The sequence below is a fragment of the Terrisporobacter hibernicus genome (genome assembly GCF_020809405.1).
In the GTDB taxonomy this organism is placed as follows: domain Bacteria; phylum Bacillota; class Clostridia; order Peptostreptococcales; family Peptostreptococcaceae; genus Terrisporobacter; species Terrisporobacter petrolearius.
Genome location: NZ_CP081135.1, coordinates 2,193,668 through 2,213,523 on the forward strand (window position 1 = coordinate 2,193,668; position 19,856 = coordinate 2,213,523).

Genomic DNA, 19,856 nt, shown 5'->3' on the forward strand with positions numbered 1-19,856 from the left:
AAATTAATATTTAAACATATATATACAAAGAAGTAGTGCACAATACTATTTTGTGCACTACCTCTCAATTAACCTTGAATAATTTAAGGAGGCATAAATCTTTATGGAAAAAATAGCACAAAAAAGTTGTGTAGATTTTATTGAAGTATTAGCTTCTAAATCTGCTGTACCAGGAGGCGGAGGAGCTGCTGCACTTGCTGGAGCAATAGGTATGGCTCTAGGAAGTATGGTTTGTAATTTAACTACTGGAAAGAAAAAGTATGCTCAGTATGAAGAAACTATTCAAGAAATACTAGCTAAAGCAGCAAAATTAGAAGAAGAGCTTTTATCTATGATAGATAAAGATGCAGAAGGATTTTATCCATTATCAAAAGCATATGGTCTTCCAACTTCTACTGAAGAAGAAAAGCAATATAAATCTGAAACAATGGAAAAATGTTTAAAAGTTGCATGTGAAGTACCTATGAATATAGTAAGATTATGCTTCGACTCTATAAAACTACATGAAGAACTTGTTGATAAAGGTTCTAAGCTTGCTATAAGTGATGTGGGATGCGGAGTTCAATGCTTAAGAGCTGCTATATTATCAGGCCAATTGAATGTAATAATTAATGTTAATTCAATGAAAGATAGAGAATACGCAGGGAAAATAGAAACAGAATGTAATCAATTAGTGCAAGATGGTGTTAAAATTTGTGATGAAGTATATCAAAAAGTATTAGTTGCTTTAGGATAATAATCTTCAGATTAAACTAATAACACAAAAATATATTATAGCTTCAAAATTATAATATATTTTTATACAAAACTATTTATATAAAAGCGAAAATAATAAGATAAGTATATAATTTAATTAAGGACAAACGGAAAATAATCTTAATAAATGTGGGAGGAAAAGTAGAGTGGGAGAGATAATTAAAGGTAAGCCAGTTGGAGATGCACTTAGCGAAGTGTTAAAAGGTGAATGTGAAGCCTTGGTTAAAGATGGTATACAACCTAAATTAGCAATTTTAAGAGTTGGTGCTAAGCCTAATGACCTTTCATATGAAAAGGGTGCTCTTAAAAAATGTGAAACAATAGGAATTACAGCAGAAGTTACTGAGTTACCAGATGGAACAACTCAAGAAAAATATATAGAAGTATTAGAAAAGTTAAATAAGGATACTTCAGTGCACGGAATATTAACTTTTAGACCATTACCAGAAGGTATAGATGAAGAAGTAATAAAAAATGTTATAGCACCAGAAAAAGATGTTGATTGCTTTAGTCCAATGAATACAGCAAAACTTATGGAAGGAGACAAGACTGGATTCCCTCCATGTACTCCAACAGCAGTGGTTGAAATATTAAAACATTATAATGTACCACTAAAAGGGGCAAATGTAGTTGTTCTAGGTAGATCAATGGTAGTTGGTAAACCAGTATCAATGTTATTACTAGGTGAAAATGCTACAGTTACAATTTGCCATTCAAAAACTAAAGATTTACCAAAAGTTTGTGCTAATGCAGATGTATTAGTTGCAGGTGTTGGTAGAGCGAGAATGGTTAAAGCTGAGTATGTTAAAGAAGGTGCGGTTGTAATAGATGTTGGTATAAATGCTAAACCTGAAGGTGGAGGAATTTGCGGAGATGTTGATACTGATGATGTTGTAGGAAAAGCATCAATGGTAACTCCAGTTCCAGCAGGTGTTGGTTCAGTAACAACTTCTATACTTGCTAAACATGTGATAAAAGCATGTAAACAACAAAACAACAAGTAAATAGACACAAATGTATTTGAAATAGAAAACTTTGGGGGGAAAATATCTATGGTAATATCTGATAGAAAACCAATGGCTGAAATATTAGGATTTTTAAAAGATGCTAAAAAGGTTATATTAGTAGGATGTAACCAATGTGCAGCTGCTAGTAAAACTGGTGGTGAACCTGAAATACAAGAAATGAAAGCTTTATTAGAAGCTGAAGGAAAAGAAGTATTAGGATGTCTTCTTCCAGATACAGCTTGTAACTTGTTACTAGGTAAGAAAGAATTCAAATCATTAAAAAATGAGTTAAAAGATGCTGATGCAATATTATCATTAGCATGTGGAGATGGAACTCAAACTATTGTAAAAAATACTAAAAAACAAAATATTCCTGTTTACCCAGCTAATAATACTTTATTTATAGGTGAAGTTGAAAGAGTTGGTCAATTTGAAGAAGCATGTAAGGCATGTGGAGAATGTGAACTTGGTTGGACTGGAGGAATTTGTCCAGTTACTATGTGTGCTAAGGGCTTAATAAATGGCGCATGTGGTGGAGCTAAAAATGGTAAATGTGAAGTTGATCCAGACAATGATTGTGCATGGGTAAAAATCTATGAAAGACTTAAAGATTTAAATCAACTAGATAACTTATTAGAAGTAAGAGCTCCAAAAGATTATTCTAAACAATTGAATCCAAGAAGACACAACGCAAATAGAAAAGCTGAAGCTGAAGTTGAAGCTTAAAAGTTAGGTAAATAAAGGGGGATTATTTTCATGAGTAAGTTACAAGAAGCATTTGAAAGAGGAGAATTCGCTGTAACTGCAGAGATGGCACCACCAAAAGGTACAGACCTTTCTCACTTACTAGAATGTGCTAAATTATGTGTAGGAAGAGTTCATGCTGCAAACGTAACAGATTTCCAATCTGCTGTAATGAGAGCAACTTCTCTAGCTACATGTAAATTATTAAAAGATATAGGATTAGAGCCAGTAATACAAATGACTGGTAGAGATAGAAATAGAATCGCAATAGAAGGCGAAATGCTTTCTGCTGGTGTATTAGGTATAGACAACTTATTAGCTTTAACAGGTGACCATACAAGTGTAGGTGACCATCCACAGGCTAAACCAGTGTTTGATTTAGATTCTGTAGGTATATTAAAAACAGCTTCTACTTTAAATGCAGGTACAGATAGTGTGGGACTTGAATTACAAGGAAAAACAGACTTCTATTTAGGAGCTTGTGTTACACCTGAATATGATCCAATAGAAGTACAATTATTAAAAATGCAGAAGAAAATAAATGCTGGAGCTAAATTTTTCCAAACTCAAGCAGTTTATGATATAGAACATATGAGAAAATTTAGAGAACTTACTAAGGATATGGATTGTAAAATCATGGCTGGTATAGTTCCATTAAAATCACCTGGAATGGCTAAATTTATGACAGCAAATGTTCCTGGTATATTTGTTCCAGATGACCAAATAGAAAGATTAAAAGCAGCAGGTAAAGGTAATTATGTGCAAGAAGGTATTAAGATGGCTGGTGAATTCATTAGACAACTTAAAGAAGAAAATCTATGTGATGGAGTACATATAATGGCAATTGGTGCAGAAGAAAATGTTCCAAAAATATTAGACGAAGCAGGGTTATAAAAATTTTGTTTTAGGTTAAATGGGGGATTGAACATGAAAGTTGCAGTAGTTGGTGGTGGCCCAGGAGGATATGTAGCAGCTTTAAAAGCAGCTATGCTTGGTGCTGAAGTAACAGTAATAGAAAAAAGTAGACTAGGTGGAACTTGCTTAAACGTAGGATGTATACCTACTAAAGCATTATTAGCTTCTAGTGATGTATTAAGAACAGTTAAAGAAGCAAAATCTTTTGGAATAAATGTTGAAGGTGAAGTTAAACCTGATTTTCAAGCTATAGTAGCTAGAAAACAAAAAATAACAGATGAATTAGTTGCAGGAATCCAATTCCTTTTTGATAAAAGAGGAGTTAAAAAAATAGATGGATTTGGAAAACTAATTGACAAAAATACTATAGAAGTTACTAAGGATGACGGAAGTGTAGAAGAAGTTAAAGCTGATAAAATAATATTAGCTAACGGTTCTATACCTACTGTATTCCCTTTTATGCCATACAATGGTAAAAATGTTATAACTTCTGATGAAGTATTGAGTTTAGAAAAACTACCAAAATCTATGGTTATAATAGGTGGTGGAGTTATAGGATCTGAAATAGGTCAATTCTATTCTTCACTAGGAACAAAAGTTACGATAATAGAAGTTCTTCCACAAATATTAGGCAGAATGGATTCTGATGGTGCTAAAGCTCTTGCAAGACAATTCAAGAAAGACAAAATAAAAGTTATGTGTAACGTTGCAACTGACAGCTTTGAAGTTAGTGATGACATAGTTAAACTTAACTTAAATAACGGCAAATCTTTAGAAGCAGAAGTAGTATTACTTTGTACAGGAAGAAAACCAAACTTAGCTAACTCTGGTGTAGCTGAAGCTGGTGTTAAAATGACTGACAGAGGGTTCATTGAAGTAAATGAATATATGGAAACAAATCTTGAAGGTGTTTACGCTATAGGTGATATTATACCAGGAGCAATGCTTGCACACGTTGCATCTGCTGAAGGTATGGTAGCTGCAGAAAATGCAGTAAAAGGAAATGGCGAAACTGTTAATTATAAATCTATCCCAAGTTGTGTATATACAGAACCTGAAGTAGCAGGTGTAGGAAAAACTGAAGACGAATTAAAAGCTGAAGGTGTAGAATATCATGTTGGTAAATTTGATTTTAGAGGTTTAGGTAAAGCTAAAGCTATAGGAAAGATACAAGGATTTATCAAAATATTAGTTGATAAAGACGATGTAATAATAGGAGCAACTCTAGTAGGACCTCACTGTACAGACCTATTAACTGAATTATCTCTAGCAGTAGGTTTAGGTCTAAAAGCTAAAGATGTAGGAAAAGTAATACACGCACATCCAAGCTTATCAGAAGGTATTATGGAAGCATTACATGATGTTCATGGAGAATGCGTTCACTCAGTACCATCATCTTTATAAGCTAAGTAACAGAGTAAAAGCTCTGTTTAGGCATATTAAGGGGGAAATCCTAAAATGAGTTATAACATAGCAGTAGCAGGAAAAGGTGGAACTGGCAAAACAAGTCTTACAGGGCTTTTAATAGATATATTATTGAAAGAAAATAAAAAACCGATTTTAGTAGTTGATGCTGACGCCAATGCTAATATCAATGAAGTATTAGGTGTTGAAGTTGATGAAACTATAGGTCAAATTAGAGAAGAAGCTAATATGACTGAAAAAAAAGGAAATTCATTTCCTGGAGGTATGACAAAAGCTCAGTTTTTGCAATGGAAGTTAAATTCTATATTAGTAGAAGGAAACGGATATGACTTGTTAGTAATGGGTAGATCTGAAGGCGAAGGTTGTTATTGCTTCGTAAATGGAATACTAAGAGAACAAGTCAAACAAATTTCTGGTCAGTACAATTATGTTATTACTGATAATGAAGCAGGTATGGAACATTTAAGTAGGAAAACAACTAAACATATAGATACTTTATTATTAGTTAGTGATTGTTCAAGAAGAAGTATTCAAGCTGTTGCAAGAATTAGAGACTTAGCTAAGGAATTAAATTTAAGTGTTGGAAAAGTTTATCTTATAGTAAATAAAGCACCAGAGGGCATATTAAGTGATGGTGTAAAAGAAGAAATTAATATGCATAATTTAGATCTTCTAGGTGTTGTACCTTTAGATGAATTAATATACAAATATGATTCAGATGGAATTCCATTAGTGAAATTACCAGAGGAATCAAAATCTAGATTAGCCATGGAGAATATAGTGGCAAAATTAGAATTAAAATAGGCTTAAGGGGGAAAAAAATATGGCATTTAAAATGTCTGCTCAAAAGAGTTCTGGAAAAGTAAGTGAAGTAGTAATAGGAACAGGAGAAAAAGCTATAACACTAGGTGGAGAGAATGTATTACCATTCTATAGCTTTGATGGTGATACAGGTAATATTCAAAAAGTAGGGATAGAGATAAATGATATATATCCAGAAACTTGGATTGATAGCTACAAAGAAATGTACAAAGATGTAGCAAATGACCCTGCTGCTTGGGCAAAATATGTTCAAGATAATTCAGAAGCAGATTTTATATGCTTAAGATTTGTTGGAGCAGATCCTAACGCTGATGATAAGTCTCCTGAAGAATGTGCAGAAGTAGCTAAAAAAGTTGCTGACGCAATAGACTTACCTTTAGTAGTTGCAGGATGTGGTGTTGCTGAAAAAGATGGTAAATTATTTGCTAAAGTTGCAGAAGCTTTAGAAGGCAAAAATGTTTTAATATTATCTGCAGTTGAAGATAACTACAAAGAAGTAGGTGCTGCGGCAGGATTAGCTTATGGTCAAAAAGTTGGAGCAGAATCAGCTGTTGATATAAACTTAGCTAAACAAATGAATGTTTTGCTAACTCAATTAGGTGTTAAACCTGAAAATATAGTTATGAACATTGGGTGTTCAGCTGTTGGATATGGATATGAGTATGTTGCATCTACAATAGATAGAATAAGACTTGCTGCTTTCAACCAAAATGATAAGCAATTACAAATACCAATAGTTACACCAGTTTCTTTTGAAGTTGGTCATGTTAAAGAAGCTATAGCTGATGAAGCAGATCAACCAGAATGGGGATGCAGTGAAAAGAGAAGTATAGCAATGGAAGTTTCTACAGCAACAGCTGTTTTAGTAGGCGGATCTGACGCTGTAATACTTCGTCATCCAGAATCAGTAAAAACTATAAAATCATTTATAAGCGAGTTAGCTTAATAATATTTGTAAGGTTAGGGGGATAAAATAATGGCACTAAAAGCTTTAGATATATTTAAATTAACACCAAAGAAAAACTGTAAAGAATGTGGATTTCCAACTTGTATGGCTTTCTCTATGAAGGTTGCTTCAGGAGCGGTTGAGGTTGAAAAATGTCCACATATGTCTGATGAATCAATACAAAAATTATCAGAGGCAACTGCACCTCCAATGAAAACTTTAAAAGTTGGAGCTGGAGAAAGCGAATATACTCTAGGTGGAGAAACTGTATTATTTAGACATGAAAAAACTTTAGTAAGTAAAAATAGATATGCTATAGCATTTTGCGATTGTATGACTGAAGAACAAGTAGATGCTAAAATAGCTAATATAAAAGCTGTAGAATATGAAAGAATCGGCGAAATAATGAAAGCTGAATTCGCTTGTGTTACTTACAGTGATAATAAAGAAAATTTCTTAAATATAATAAATAAATTAAAAGCAGAAACTAGTGTAGCTTTCATCTTAAATGTAGATGATGCTGAAGTAGCTAAAGAAGCTGTTGCAGCACTTGCTGGATTAAAACCAGTAGTAGTTGGAGCAACTAAGGATAACTATGAAGCTATGATAGATGTAGTTAAAGGTGATAACTTAGCTCTAGGCCTAAAAGCTGCTAGCTTAGAAGAGTTATATGAAACAACAGAATTAGTTCAAAAAGCTGGATATAAAGAATTAATACTTAATGTAACAGGTGAAACTGTAAAAGATACTTATGTTAATGCAGTTCAAGTAAGAAGAACAGCATTAAAAGAACAAGATAGAACTTTTGGATACCCATCTATAGTATTTGTAAATAAATTAGCTAATGGAGATGAAATGATGGAAGTTGCATTATCATCTGCATTTACAGTTAAATACGGTTCTATAATAGTAATAGATGACATAAACTATGCAAAAGCATTACCACTATATGCTTTAAGACAAAACTTATTTACTGATCCTCAAAAACCAATGAGAGTTGAAACTAAAGTTTATCCAATAAATAACCCAGATGAAAATTCTCCAGTTTTAGTAACTGTTGACTTTGCATTAACTTACTTTGTTGTAACTGGTGAACTTGAAAGATCTAAAGTTCCTTGCTGGTTAGTAATACCAGATGCTGGTGGATATTCAGTTCTTACATCTTGGGCTGCTGGTAAATTTGGTGGTAGTGTAATAGGAAACTTTGTTAAAGAGTGTGGTATAGCTGATATGACTAAGAGCAGAGACTTAATCATACCAGGTAAGGTTGCTGTTATACAAGCAGATATACAAGATAACTTACCAGATTGGAATGTTATAGTTGGTACTGCAGAAGCTATGGAACTTCCAAAATTCTTAAAAGAGAGATATGGGAAATAGATAAAGTTTTATTTTATTAATAAAATTATATAAACATATAAAATCTAAGGGGGATAAAATTAATATGGAAAAATTTATGATTATAGGTGAAAGAATTCACTGTATAGCACCACCAATAAGAAAAGCTATAGCTGAAAGAAATCCAGAGCCAATAATAAAAAGAGCGATAGAGCAATTAGATGCAGGAGCTCATGTTATAGATTTTAACATAGGACCAGCTGAAAGAGATGGAGCAGAAATAATGGAGTGGGGAGTTAAATTGCTTCAAAGTGAATTAAATAATGTTCCATTAGCTTTAGATACAGCAAACGTTGCAGCTTTAGAAGCTGGATTAAAAGTATATGATAGAACTCATGGAAAACCAATCATAAACTCTGCTGATGCTGGTGATAGAATGCATTTAATGGAAGTAGCTGGAGAATATGATGCAGCTATAATAGCATTATGTGCTAAAGAAGGTATACCATCAGATAATGAGCAACGTATGGGATATTGTACTGAGCTAATAGAAGCAGCTGCTATGGCTGGAATAGATCCAGAAACAGATGTATACTTTGACCCACTTTGCTTAGTTATAAAAGGAATGCAAGACAAACAAATGGATGTTATAGACGCAATAAGACAAATGACTGAAATGGGATTGAAAACTACTGGTGGATTATCAAACGTATCTAATGGTTGTCCAAAACATATAAGACCAATATTAGATAGTAACTGGTTAGCAATGGCTATGGCGAATGGATTCTCTTCTGCAATAGTTAACCCATTAGATGAGTTATTAATGCAAACTATAAAATCTTGCGACATAATAAGAAACTCAAACTTATATGCAGACTCTTTCTTAGAAGTAAAAGATTTAGCTTTTGATTATAAAGGATAATAAAAATTAGAATTTTAAATTAGAATTAGGTTTAAGTGGCTAGGCATTAAAAACTAATGCTTAGCCTAAATATAAACATATAATTCATAAAAGGGGGAAGTAAAAAAGTGAATTTATATAACATAATCTACACAGGTGCAAACCAAGCATATGATGCAGCAAACGGAGCACTTACAGCTGCAATAGCAGAAAAAGGTAAAGAATGTCCGGTGGCATTCCCAGATACAGCATATTCTCTTCCATGTATATATGCTGCAACAGGCAAAAAAATGGCTACTCTAGCAGATTTAGAAGGTGCTTTAGCAATAGTAAAATCTTTAATAGTAGAAAAACCATTACTAGAAACAGCTTTAAATGCTGGTTTAGCTACAGCTTTAGCTGCTGAAATAGTTGAAGCAGTTAAATATGCTTTAAATCCAACTCCATATGAAGCTCCATGTGCAGGTCACGTAGTTGACCCTATAATAAGATCTCTAGGTGTACCACTAGTTACTGGGGATATACCTGGTGTTGCAGTTGTTCTTGGTGAATGCCCAGATGCTGAAACATTAGCAAAAGTAGTTAAAGATTACCAATCTAAGGGTATAATGACTTTCTTAGTTGGAAAAGTTATAGATCAAGCTATAGAAGCTGGAGTAAAAATGAGTGTAGAACTTCGTGTTATACCTCTAGGATACGATGTAACAGCAGTTATACACGTTGTTTCTGTTGCTATAAGAGCTGCATTAATATTCGGTGCTGTTCCTCCAGGTGACTTAAACCAATTATTAGAATATACAGCTAAGAGAGTTCCTGCATTTGTTAATGCATTTGGACCACTTAGTGAATTAATAGTTGCTTGTGGTGCTGGAGCTATAGCTCTTGGATTCCCAGTTATAACTGACCAAGTAGTTACTGAAGTTCCTTGCAACTTATTAACTCAAAGAGATTATGATAAATTTGTTGCTACTTCATTAGAAGCTAGAAATATAAAAATAAAAGTTACTGAAATACCTATACCAGTTGGATTCGCTGCAGCTTTCGAAGGTGAAAGAATAAGAAAAGCTGAAATGGCTTACGAATTTGGTGGAAATAAAACTCCTGCTTGGGAATTAGTTATAGCTAAATCTATGGCAGAAATAGAAGACCACAAAATAGAAATTATAGGTGAAAATATAGACCCAGCTAAATTAGCAGATGGAATTACTAGATTGCCACTTGCTATAGTAGTTAATGTAGCTGGTAAAGCAATGCAAGAAGACTTCGAACCAGTTCTTGAAAGAAGATTCCACTACTTTATGAACTATATAGAAGGATTAATGCATGTAGGCCAAAGGGATATGTCTTGGGTAAGAATATCTAAAGATGCTGTTGAAAAAGGATTCACTCTTGAGCATATAGGTGAAGTTATGTATGCTATGATGAAAGATGAATTTGAAGCTGTTGTTGATAAATGTGAAGTCACTATAATCACTGATGAAGCAATAGTTAATGAAAGAAAAGCTGAAGCTTTAGCTAAATATGAATCTAGAGATGATAGATTGGCATCACTTGTTGATGAAAGTGTTGAAGATTTCTATTCTTGTAATATGTGTCAATCATTTGCTCCAGCTCACGTTTGTGTAGTTACTCCTGAAAGATTAGGACTTTGTGGAGCGGTTTCTTGGTTAGATGCAAAAGCTACTAAAGAACTTAACCCAACAGGACCTTGTCAACCAATAGCTAAAGGTGATTGTATAGATGACAAGAAAGGTATTTGGGAATCAGTTAATGAAACTGTAAACGAAATATCTCAAGGTGCAGTTGAAAAAGTTACTCTTTACTCTATAATGGAAGATCCTATGACTTCTTGTGGATGCTTCGAGTGTATATGCGGTATTATGCCAGAAGCTAATGGATTAGTTATAGTAAATAGAGAGTTCCCAGGAATAACTCCTGTTGGTATGACTTTCGGTGAACTTGCATCTATGACTGGTGGTGGGGTTCAAACTCCAGGATTCATGGGTCATGGTAGACATTTTATATCTTCTAAGAAATTTGCTTATACTGAAGGTGGACCAGAAAGAATAGTTTGGATGCCAAAAGAATTAAAAGATTTCGTAGCTGATAAATTAGATCAAACAGTTAAAGAAATGGCAGGAATAGAAAACTTCAGCCAAATGATTTGTGATGAAACAATAGCTGATGATTCTGAAGGAGTTTGTGCATTCCTTGAAGAAAAAGGACATCCAGCATTATCTATGGATCCAATAATGTAATTTAAATAAAGATATTAGGGGAGAAAAAATATATGAGTACAGTAGCAGGATTAAAATATTCTCCAAAACATACTTGGGTAAAAGTTGAAGGGGAATTTGCATTTGTTGGAGTAAGTGACTTTGCTCAAGAACAATTAGGAGAAGTTTTATTTGTTGAAATGCCAGAAATAGATGATGAATTAACAAAAGATGAGTCTTTTGGTGTTATAGAATCATCAAAAGTGGCTTCTGATTTAATAGCTCCAGTTTCAGGAGTAGTAGTTGAAATAAATGAAGACAAATTAGAAGATGAACCTGAGTATGTAAATGAAGCTCCTTACGATGCTTGGATATGTAAAGTAAAAATGTCAGATACATCTGAATTAGATACTTTATTAAGTGGAGAAGATTACGAAAAAGGTTTAGAATAAGAACTAGATAGATAATTTGAACTAAAAAGAAAGCATAGTAAATTTAATAGAATTAAGTTTACTATGCTTTTTTAAGTATATTGAATTAAAATAATAATAAAAGGGTATTTTATACATATTTTTGTAATATATAAGGTTGAGTGATTATAAAAATTAATTTATTGGGGTGAGATAGAATGGCTAAAGTTTTTTTTAAATCACATAACAAGGAAGTAGAATGTGAACTTGGAGAAAAATTACTGGATGTAGCAAGAAAAGCAGATATTTTTATAGATGCGCCTTGTAATGGATCTCAATCATGTGGAAAGTGTAAAGTAAAGTTATTAGAGGGAAAATGTGATACAGAAAAGACAGTACATATTAGTGATGAAGAGTATGAACAAGGATATATTTTAGCTTGTGCAACTGAAGTAACAGAAGATATTGTTGTAGATGTTCCATCTAAACTTTCATCTTCTATGCATGGCATGAAAATTGAGGGTACAGGGAAGAAAGTAGATAATAAATTATTTGATAGAGCTAGAGGTATAATAGAAGAAAATGAATTTTCTTATAGCACTAATGTGGAGAAAAAATACATTGAATTAGATGAACCGTCATTAGATGACAATATAAGCGATGTAGATAGGTTAGATAGACAAGTAAGACAAGATTTGGGTATTGATGGAATAGATTTTAGATTAGATATATTAAAAAAGCTACCATTAGTATTAAGAGAAGATAATTTTAAAATAACTTTAACTTATGTTAAAAAGAAAAATAAAGTTACAATATTGAATGTAGAACCAGGAAATAAAGAAGGAGAACTATATGGACTAGCTATAGATATAGGTACAACATCTGTAGTTGTTTGCTTAGTAAACTTAATTACTAATGAAGTTGTAGAAAAAGCATCTTCAGGAAATGCACAAATAAAATATGGTGCTGATGTAATTAATAGAATTGTATTTGCTGTTAGAAAAAACAATTTGGAAATTATGAGAAAAGCAATTATAGAAGATACTTTAAATCCATTAATTGAATCTCTGTATACAAGTACAGGTATAAATAAAAATAACGTAGTAAGAGTTGTATTATCTGGTAATACAACAATGTCTACGCTTTTCTTAGGTATATATCCTGATTATTTAAGATTAGAACCATATATTCCGCCATACTTAAAATCACCAAACTTAATGGGTGAAGATGTAGGATTAAATGTTAATAAAAGTGCTTTAATATACTTAGCTCCAAACGTGGCAAGTTATGTAGGTGGAGATATAACCTCAGGTGTATTATCAGCAGGAATATGGGCTAGCGAAGAAAATACATTATTCATAGACCTTGGTACTAATGGAGAAATTGTATTTGGAAATAAAGATTTTATGATGTGTTGTGCATGCTCAGCAGGACCAGCCTTTGAAGGTGGAGGAATTAGTTGTGGTATGAGAGCATCAGATGGAGCGGTAGAAAAAGTTAGCATAGACGAAAATACTTTAGACCCTGAATTAACAATAATAGGGGAATGTACACCTATAGGAATTTGTGGTTCAGGTATAATAGATTTAATATGTCAGATGCTACTTAAAGGCATAATTGACAGAAGAGGAAAAATAAAAAGAGAGTTAGATAATAAAAGAGTCAGATTTAATGAACATGATATAGGTGAATATATCTTAGCATTTAAAGAAGACTACGAAGGTTTGGAAAATGACTTGTTTATTAATGAAGTAGATATTGATAATTTTATCAGAACAAAAGGTGCTATATATTCAGGAGCATCAGTGCTTGTAGAAAGTTTGGGCATGGATTTTGAAGTGGTTGATAATGTTTATATAGCAGGAGGAATAGGAAATAACCTTGATATTGAAAACTCAATCTTAATAGGTTTACTTCCAGATATAGATAGAAGTAAGTTTAAGTATATAGGAAATAGTTCATTGGTTGGATCATATTTAAGTTTAATAAGTTCAAATGCAAGACATAAGCTAGAAGAGATTGCATCTCAAATGACATATGTAGAGTTAAGTGTATATCCTACATATATGGATGAATTTGTGTCAGCATGCTTTTTGCCACATACTAATATAGATCAGTTCCCAACAGTAAAAGAAATTTTAGAATGAAAATAATAATTTATAACAGATAAAAAAGCTATGGAATCAGGTAAAACTGTGCAATTCATAGCTTTTTTATAATGTTAAATAAATTATATGTGTCGTATTTTGTATAAAAATAAAAAAATGTAGTATTATGTATAATATTTAATATTCTGCAAATATTTTACATTATTTACAGATAAAGTAAAAAATGTTATATTATTATTGAATAAAGCACAAGAAGTGCTAAGTATTTATCAGAAGATTAATATGAGAAAAAGTTAAGATAAGATTTAATGCTACATAATAACAACATAAACACAGTAATTAAGACCATGAAGGTTTTATATGTCTTTATTGACATATACAATCTCATGGTCTTTTATATTTAATAAACATAAGAAGAGTAATTTTAGGGGGAAAATTTTATGGTAAAAAGTAAAAGTTTAAAAAGAGTATTAGCAGTAGTATCAGTAATAAGTTTGACATTAGGTGCTGTTGGGTGTTCATCTAATAATAATAAGACAGAAACACCAGAAACTAAAGTTGAATCAAGCAACTTTGAAAAAGTAGAGTATACATATTCTGATGGAGCAAAAGATTATGATGTAAAAGTAGAAACTCCAAGACAAAAAGCTGTAACTTTATCGCAATTTATGACAGAGATGTTACTTGCATTAGATTTAGGAGATAGAATTATAGGAACAGCACTTCTAGATAACCCAATACTTCCAGAATTTAAGGAAGCTTATGAAAAGATACCGCAACTTAAAATAGGTGAGGGGCATTCTGTAGCAAAAGAAGGATTTATGGCTACAGGAGCAGATTTTGTTAGTGGTTGGGACTCATCAATAAGCGAGCAAACAACAGGTTCTCCACAAGAACTTATTGAAAAGGATATAGCACCATTTATGGCTAAATCATATTCTGCAGATGCTACAGTAGAGACTGTTTATGAAGATTTTGAACTACTTGGAAAAATATTTGGGGTTCAAGATAAATCAACAGAAGTAATAAATAAAATGAAAAGTGATATAAAATCAGTAACTGATAAATTAGGAAATATAAAAGATGAAGATAGAGTAAAAATGATGGTATATGATTCAGGAGAAAAAGACGCCATGGTAGTTGGATCAGGTCTTGCTAATAATTTAATTGAGTTAGCAGGTGGAAGTAATATATTTGGAAAAGATGCAGAAAAACCATATATAAATGTTTCTTTTGAAAGTATAGTAGCACAAAACCCAGAGGTAATATTAGTAACTGATTTTATGGCTGGAGAACCAGTTAAAGAAAAAATTGAATTTTTAAAATCTCATCCAGCATTAAAAGATGTATCAGCTATAAAAAATAATAAGATATATGTTGTAGGATTAGCAGATTTATCTCCAGGAATCAGAAATCCTAAGTTAATAGAAGAAATGTATGGATATTTTCATGGAGAAAATAAATAATGGAAATATCAATAAAACAAAATAAAAGCCTTTCTAATAAGAAAGGTTTCTTGTTTTGGATACTATTGTTAACAGTCATATTAGCAGCAACAGCAGTTATTGCTATTGCTGTGGGTAGTACATACATAGAGCCTGGAGAAGTATACAAAGTACTACTGAATAAGTTAACAAAAGGAAGTTTATTTGGTGATGTGGGAACTGTTATGACGCAAAATATAATATGGGAAATTAGATTCCCTAGAGTATTATTAGGAGCAATATGTGGAGCTGGATTGGCCCTTTGTGGTGTTATGATGCAATGTGTGACAAAAAACCCAATAGCAGAGCCATATATATTAGGAATATCGTCAGGTGCATCTTGTGGAGCCGTTGGAGTAATTGTTCTTGGAGGGGTATCAGCAATAGGAATTAACAGTGTTAGTGCAGGTGCATTTGTTGGATCTATAATATCAGGAGTATTGGTATTTGCCATAGGTACTAAAATGGGAAAGACAACATCAACAACAAGACTTGTGCTTACAGGAATGGCAATATCAACAATATTTTCAGCATTAACTAATTTACTTATATATTCAGCAGAAAATTCTAATCAAGCTAAAAATGCACTGTTTTGGACTGTGGGTAGTTTAGGTGGAGCAAAATGGGATGTATTATTACTTCCATTTATCGTATTAGTTATAGTTATGATAATAGTGTTTATAATGTCAAAATCTTTAGATATACTGCTTTTAGGAGATGATAATGCCATAGTTTTGGGTATAAATGTGAAGTTTATAAAATCTACCATATTAATTTTAGCCACATTATTAACATCATCTTTAGTTGCAATAACAGGTGCAATTGGATTTATAGGCCTTGTAGTACCACATGTGTGTAGAACTATTGGAGGAAATGATCATAAAAAGTTAATAGTACTTTCTTCTTTAGTAGGCTCAATATTTTTAATAATATCAGATGTATTTGCAAGAGGGCTTTTCCCACCAATAGAAATACCTATAGGAATAATAACAGCGTTAGTTGGCGGTCCATTCTTCTTATATTTAATTTCTAATAGAAATTATGACTTTGGAGGAAAAGAATAATGCAAAAAATTCAAGTGAAAAATTTAAGATTTAGTATAGATAATAAAGAAATATTGAAAGATATATCCTTTGATGTTCCTAAAGGAAGTTTTGTAGGTATTATAGGGCCAAATGGTTCAGGAAAATCTACTTTATTAAAAAATATATATAGATTATACAAACCTTCAAGTGGGAAGATAATTTTAGATAATAAAGACTTATTTACAATGAAAGATAAAGAATGTGCAAAAGAAATAGCTGTATTAGCTCAGGAAAGTAATTCTCAGTTTGACTTCACTGTGGAGCAAATAGTAAAAATGGGGAGATATCCTTATAAATCGGTTTTTGAAGATTACTCTAAGGATGATCTAAAAATGGTATCAGAAATGTTAAAAAAAGTAGGTTTAGATGATTATAGTCATAGAAGTTTTTCAAACTTGTCAGGAGGAGAAAAACAAAGAGCTTTAATTGCAAGGGCATTAGTACAAAATACAGATTTTTTAATATTAGACGAACCAACAAATCATTTAGATATAGGGTATCAAATACAGTTAATGGATTTAGTGAAAAGTATGAAAATAACAACATTATCGGCAATACATGATATGAATATAGCATCTATGTATTGTGATTATTTAATAGTTATGAAAGACGGGAAAATAAAAAAATTCGGAAATGTGGAAGAAGTAATAACAGCCCAAACATTAAAAGAAATATTTGGAGTAAATGCTTATGTAGGTAAAAATCCAATTAACAAAAAACTACAAGTATCTTTTATGCATACTCATGAGCATATAAATGGGGTAGGTAATAACCATATACATGAAGATGGATTTACAGGATTACATTCTCATGAAGAAAATCAAATATATGTCTAATTTAGTAAAATACAATAGGAAAACAAGGATTTTTTGCAATACTTTTTATTGTAGAAAATAAATTGTACTTAAGTGTTTGACTTGCAAATAATATGAGTATATACTTATATTAATAGAAAAATTTGTAAGCGAAATCAGGAAGGTTTCTTATGGTATTGTAATGCCTTTAGAAATCTTTTTTTGATTAGATTTATATAGTTAAGGGGGATTTTTATATGTGTGAATCATCTGCATTTGTATTAGGAAAAGATAATCAATTAGAAAAAGTAATGGAAAATGTGGTAAACGTAGATCCAGCTGAAGGAAAGGTTTACTTAACAGATTTGCTGGGAGAACAAAAAATAGTTGATGGTTTTATTAAAGAAATAAGATTAATGGACCACAAAATAATCTTAGCAGAAAAATAAAAATCAAATTAGAGGTAGGTCAAATATGATAATTGCAGTAATAGACGGAATGGGTGGCGGTATAGGAGCTCAAGTAGTTAGTGCGCTAAGAGAAGAACTACCATCATATATGGAAATATATGCATTAGGTACGAATTCAATAGCTACAAGTGCCATGATGAAGGCTCGTGCAAATAAAGGTGCAACAGGAGAAAATGCCATAGTAGTATCTTCAAAAAAAGCCAATATAATTGTTTCGCCTATTTCAATTGTAATGCCCAATACCATGATGGGAGAAGTGACAAGTACTATAAGTGAGGCCGTATGTGATAGTGAAGCGTTTAAAATATTATTACCAATAATGCCAGAAAATTTTGAAGTAATAGGTATAGAAGGCAAACCGTTATCATTATTAATTAAAGATACGATTAAAATAATAAAAAGAGAATTTAATATAAAATAAGGGGGAGTTTAAAATGTTTAATAAAAATGTAGCTCTATATCATGAAGGTCATCATCATGAGCACGATCATGTACATGCTGAATGTGGTTGTGGAGGAAACTGTCATAATCACGAGGAAGAAGTAAGCAAGGATGAAAAAACTTTAAACATTTTATTAGTACACTGGGTTAACCATAACCAATCTCATGAAGAAGGTTTTAGAGAATGGGTAAACAAAGCAAAAGAAATGGGTAAAGAAGAAACTGCTGAGTATATAGAAAAAGCAATTGCATGTATGCAACAAGCTAATGAGATGTTATTAGAAGCTAAAAAAAATATGTAGTTATATAAGATAAAAAGCAAAGAATATGAAAATTTTCTTTGCTTTTGTTAATAATAAAATTAAATATTGATAACAAATAATATTTAATAAATACTAATAGTTGACAAAAAGGTTTTCATATAATATAATAAAATAGTATTGGAGAAGTACTCAAGCGGCTCAAGAGGATCCCCTGCTAAGGGATTAGGCTGGATTAAACCGGTGCGAGGGTTCGAATCCCTCCTTCTCCGCCAATCAAAAGACTATGGAAGTTATTCCATAGTCTTTTTTATTTACTATTAAATTATGTTGATTTTAAATCTGTGTAAAACTCCTGAATTGAAGTATTATCAATACATTTAAAAAGTAGTAAAAAACTATTCCTCTAGTACATTTAATTTTTTAGCAACAATACCGGTTGTGCTAGCTTGGACTAACAGTGTTATAACTATACACATAAATACTGTAGATGATATAACTTCATATCCAGGGACTTTACTTGATACTACAATTCCTGATAGTGCAGCGGGTATAACACCAGTTTCTCTAACCCACATCATAAATAATTTTTCATTTTTGCTCCATTTAGCTTTTATGTCAAGTGATGTACAAATTATAACAACAATAGGACGAGATATAAATATTAAAATTAATGCTATTAAAAAAGCTTTCCAGCCGTATTTAACTAATGAATTTAAGTCTAAATGAGTACCAAGAACTATAAATATAGCCATTCTTGCAATTGTTGAAATTGTCTCTCTAAAGTGGACGCCTTCTATATATATATCATCTTCTATCCATAAATTAAAAAGTTTTTTATTGCCTGTTACTAAACCTGCTATAAAAACAGACATATAACCACTACCACCTAATCTTTCAGATATTTCATAGGCAAAGACTACTACTGCCAATGACATTATTGCTTCATACTTACCAAAAATACCGTAAATTTTTGTAGATGCTAATGCTGTGCCAATAAGTGCCACGCCAGTTCCTACAAGTAATCCGATTATAATCATAAATACTAGTTGCAAACTAGTTTCCAGTAAACTAGATTTTTGAGATAAAGTTATACTTGCTAAAATTGAAGTAAAAAGTATAGCCCCAAATGCATCGTTAAATGCAGATTCACTAATAATAGTTTGTTTTAGCGTATTTTGAATTTTTACTTGCTTAAATACGGGTATCAAGCTAGCTGGGTCTGTTGAAGCTACTATAGCACCTAGCAAAATACTGGTTTGAAGAGGTAAATTTAATATAGCATTTGAACTTACTCCAATTATTGCAGCAGTTAAAAATACACCAAAGGAAGATAATAACAAAACGGTTATCTTTACTTTATTTAAAACCTTAAGTTTAATTTCGCTACCACCTTCATATAGAATAAAAGCAGAGCCAAATGTTAATATAAACTCATTTGCCACAGGGAATGAATTAATATTTACCAAATTAAAAAAAGTTGGTCCAAAAGCAACTCCAAATAATAAATATATAACCACATCGGGGATTTTTAATTTTTCTCCTATATAAGCACCAATTATGCCTAGTACAGATATTGATGCCATAACGAGTAATAGCTCATTAGAACTAACTGCAGAAATATTCTCGGTCATGATGATTTTCCTTTCTAAGATGATTTTGTTAAATTTATTATTTGCAAAAACATATATTCTATTATGCTATATTAAATAACGCATATAAGATTCTTCTCAA

General features: G+C 31.8%; 19 protein-coding genes and 1 tRNA gene. 19 read left to right on the forward strand and 1 reads right to left on the reverse strand.

Annotated elements, in window-relative coordinates; translation table 11 throughout:
* Nucleotides 1-103 precede the first annotated feature (103 nt).
* From JW646_RS10850 to JW646_RS10940, 19 genes are all read left to right on the forward strand, one after another.
* Nucleotides 104-736, forward strand: a complete 633-nt coding sequence (locus JW646_RS10850; RefSeq protein ID WP_074919953.1) for a cyclodeaminase/cyclohydrolase family protein — start codon at nucleotides 104-106, stop codon at nucleotides 734-736.
* 166 nt (nucleotides 737-902) lie between these two features.
* A complete protein-coding gene (locus tag JW646_RS10855; RefSeq protein ID WP_206925487.1) occupies nucleotides 903-1,760 on the forward strand; it encodes a bifunctional 5,10-methylenetetrahydrofolate dehydrogenase/5,10-methenyltetrahydrofolate cyclohydrolase in 858 nt (285 codons plus the stop codon).
* Nucleotides 1,761-1,808: 48 nt separating this feature from the next.
* Nucleotides 1,809-2,489 (forward strand): methylenetetrahydrofolate reductase C-terminal domain-containing protein, encoded by a 681-nt coding sequence (locus JW646_RS10860; protein WP_074919951.1) that lies wholly within the window; start codon nucleotides 1,809-1,811, stop codon nucleotides 2,487-2,489.
* 30 nt (nucleotides 2,490-2,519) lie between these two features.
* Nucleotides 2,520-3,401, forward strand: coding sequence for a methylenetetrahydrofolate reductase (locus tag JW646_RS10865; RefSeq protein ID WP_074919950.1), 882 nt, complete (start codon nucleotides 2,520-2,522; stop codon nucleotides 3,399-3,401).
* 33 nt (nucleotides 3,402-3,434) lie between these two features.
* Entirely contained in the window at nucleotides 3,435-4,826 is a 1,392-nt protein-coding gene (lpdA, locus tag JW646_RS10870) for a dihydrolipoyl dehydrogenase (protein ID WP_228415202.1), read from the forward strand.
* 54 nt (nucleotides 4,827-4,880) lie between these two features.
* A complete protein-coding gene (locus tag JW646_RS10875) occupies nucleotides 4,881-5,651 on the forward strand; it encodes an ATP-binding protein (RefSeq protein ID WP_074919948.1) in 771 nt (256 codons plus the stop codon).
* A 19-nt stretch (nucleotides 5,652-5,670) separates the two neighbouring features.
* Nucleotides 5,671-6,615, forward strand: coding sequence for an acetyl-CoA decarbonylase/synthase complex subunit delta (acsD, locus tag JW646_RS10880; RefSeq protein WP_074919947.1), 945 nt, complete (start codon nucleotides 5,671-5,673; stop codon nucleotides 6,613-6,615).
* A 30-nt stretch (nucleotides 6,616-6,645) separates the two neighbouring features.
* Nucleotides 6,646-7,995 carry an acetyl-CoA decarbonylase/synthase complex subunit gamma gene (gene acsC / locus JW646_RS10885; protein ID WP_228415203.1) on the forward strand — a complete coding sequence of 450 codons (1,350 nt, stop codon included), beginning with the start codon at nucleotides 6,646-6,648 and terminating at the stop codon, nucleotides 7,993-7,995.
* Nucleotides 7,996-8,059: 64 nt separating this feature from the next.
* On the forward strand, nucleotides 8,060-8,875 hold the full coding sequence (gene acsE / locus JW646_RS10890; RefSeq protein WP_074919945.1) for a carbon monoxide dehydrogenase/acetyl-CoA synthase methytransferase subunit: 816 nt from the start codon (nucleotides 8,060-8,062) through the stop codon (nucleotides 8,873-8,875).
* A 107-nt stretch (nucleotides 8,876-8,982) separates the two neighbouring features.
* Nucleotides 8,983-11,112: an acetyl-CoA decarbonylase/synthase complex subunit alpha/beta gene (acsB, locus tag JW646_RS10895; RefSeq protein WP_074919944.1), complete on the forward strand. Its 2,130-nt coding sequence runs from the start codon at nucleotides 8,983-8,985 to the stop codon at nucleotides 11,110-11,112.
* A gap of 32 nt (nucleotides 11,113-11,144) precedes the next feature.
* On the forward strand, nucleotides 11,145-11,522 hold the full coding sequence (gene gcvH, locus JW646_RS10900) for a glycine cleavage system protein GcvH (protein WP_074919943.1): 378 nt from the start codon (nucleotides 11,145-11,147) through the stop codon (nucleotides 11,520-11,522).
* Between the two features lie 176 nt (nucleotides 11,523-11,698).
* Nucleotides 11,699-13,627: a corrinoid activation/regeneration protein AcsV gene (gene acsV / locus JW646_RS10905; RefSeq protein WP_148558185.1), complete on the forward strand. Its 1,929-nt coding sequence runs from the start codon at nucleotides 11,699-11,701 to the stop codon at nucleotides 13,625-13,627.
* Nucleotides 13,628-14,028: 401 nt separating this feature from the next.
* Nucleotides 14,029-15,054, forward strand: coding sequence for an ABC transporter substrate-binding protein (locus JW646_RS10910; RefSeq protein ID WP_074919941.1), 1,026 nt, complete (start codon nucleotides 14,029-14,031; stop codon nucleotides 15,052-15,054).
* Complete coding sequence (locus JW646_RS10915) at nucleotides 15,054-16,136, forward strand: FecCD family ABC transporter permease (RefSeq protein ID WP_074919940.1); 1,083 nt, start codon at nucleotides 15,054-15,056, stop codon at nucleotides 16,134-16,136. The genes JW646_RS10910 and JW646_RS10915 overlap by 1 nt, the downstream gene beginning before the upstream one ends.
* Nucleotides 16,136-16,993: an ABC transporter ATP-binding protein gene (locus JW646_RS10920; RefSeq protein WP_074919939.1), complete on the forward strand. Its 858-nt coding sequence runs from the start codon at nucleotides 16,136-16,138 to the stop codon at nucleotides 16,991-16,993. Before JW646_RS10915 ends, JW646_RS10920 begins: the two co-directional genes overlap by 1 nt.
* 215 nt (nucleotides 16,994-17,208) lie before the next feature.
* Nucleotides 17,209-17,400: a CooT family nickel-binding protein gene (locus tag JW646_RS10925; RefSeq protein WP_074919938.1), complete on the forward strand. Its 192-nt coding sequence runs from the start codon at nucleotides 17,209-17,211 to the stop codon at nucleotides 17,398-17,400.
* 25 nt (nucleotides 17,401-17,425) lie between these two features.
* Nucleotides 17,426-17,842 carry a DUF3842 family protein gene (locus JW646_RS10930; protein ID WP_074919937.1) on the forward strand — a complete coding sequence of 139 codons (417 nt, stop codon included), beginning with the start codon at nucleotides 17,426-17,428 and terminating at the stop codon, nucleotides 17,840-17,842.
* Nucleotides 17,843-17,855: 13 nt separating this feature from the next.
* Nucleotides 17,856-18,164: a hypothetical protein gene (locus JW646_RS10935; RefSeq protein WP_074919936.1), complete on the forward strand. Its 309-nt coding sequence runs from the start codon at nucleotides 17,856-17,858 to the stop codon at nucleotides 18,162-18,164.
* 140 nt (nucleotides 18,165-18,304) lie between these two features.
* Nucleotides 18,305-18,397 (forward strand) — tRNA-Ser (locus tag JW646_RS10940).
* 123 nt (nucleotides 18,398-18,520) lie between these two features.
* Here JW646_RS10940 and JW646_RS10945 read toward each other — a convergent pair.
* Nucleotides 18,521-19,756 (reverse strand): cation:proton antiporter, encoded by a 1,236-nt coding sequence (locus tag JW646_RS10945; protein ID WP_228415204.1) that lies wholly within the window; start codon nucleotides 19,754-19,756, stop codon nucleotides 18,521-18,523.
* Nucleotides 19,757-19,856 lie beyond the last annotated feature (100 nt).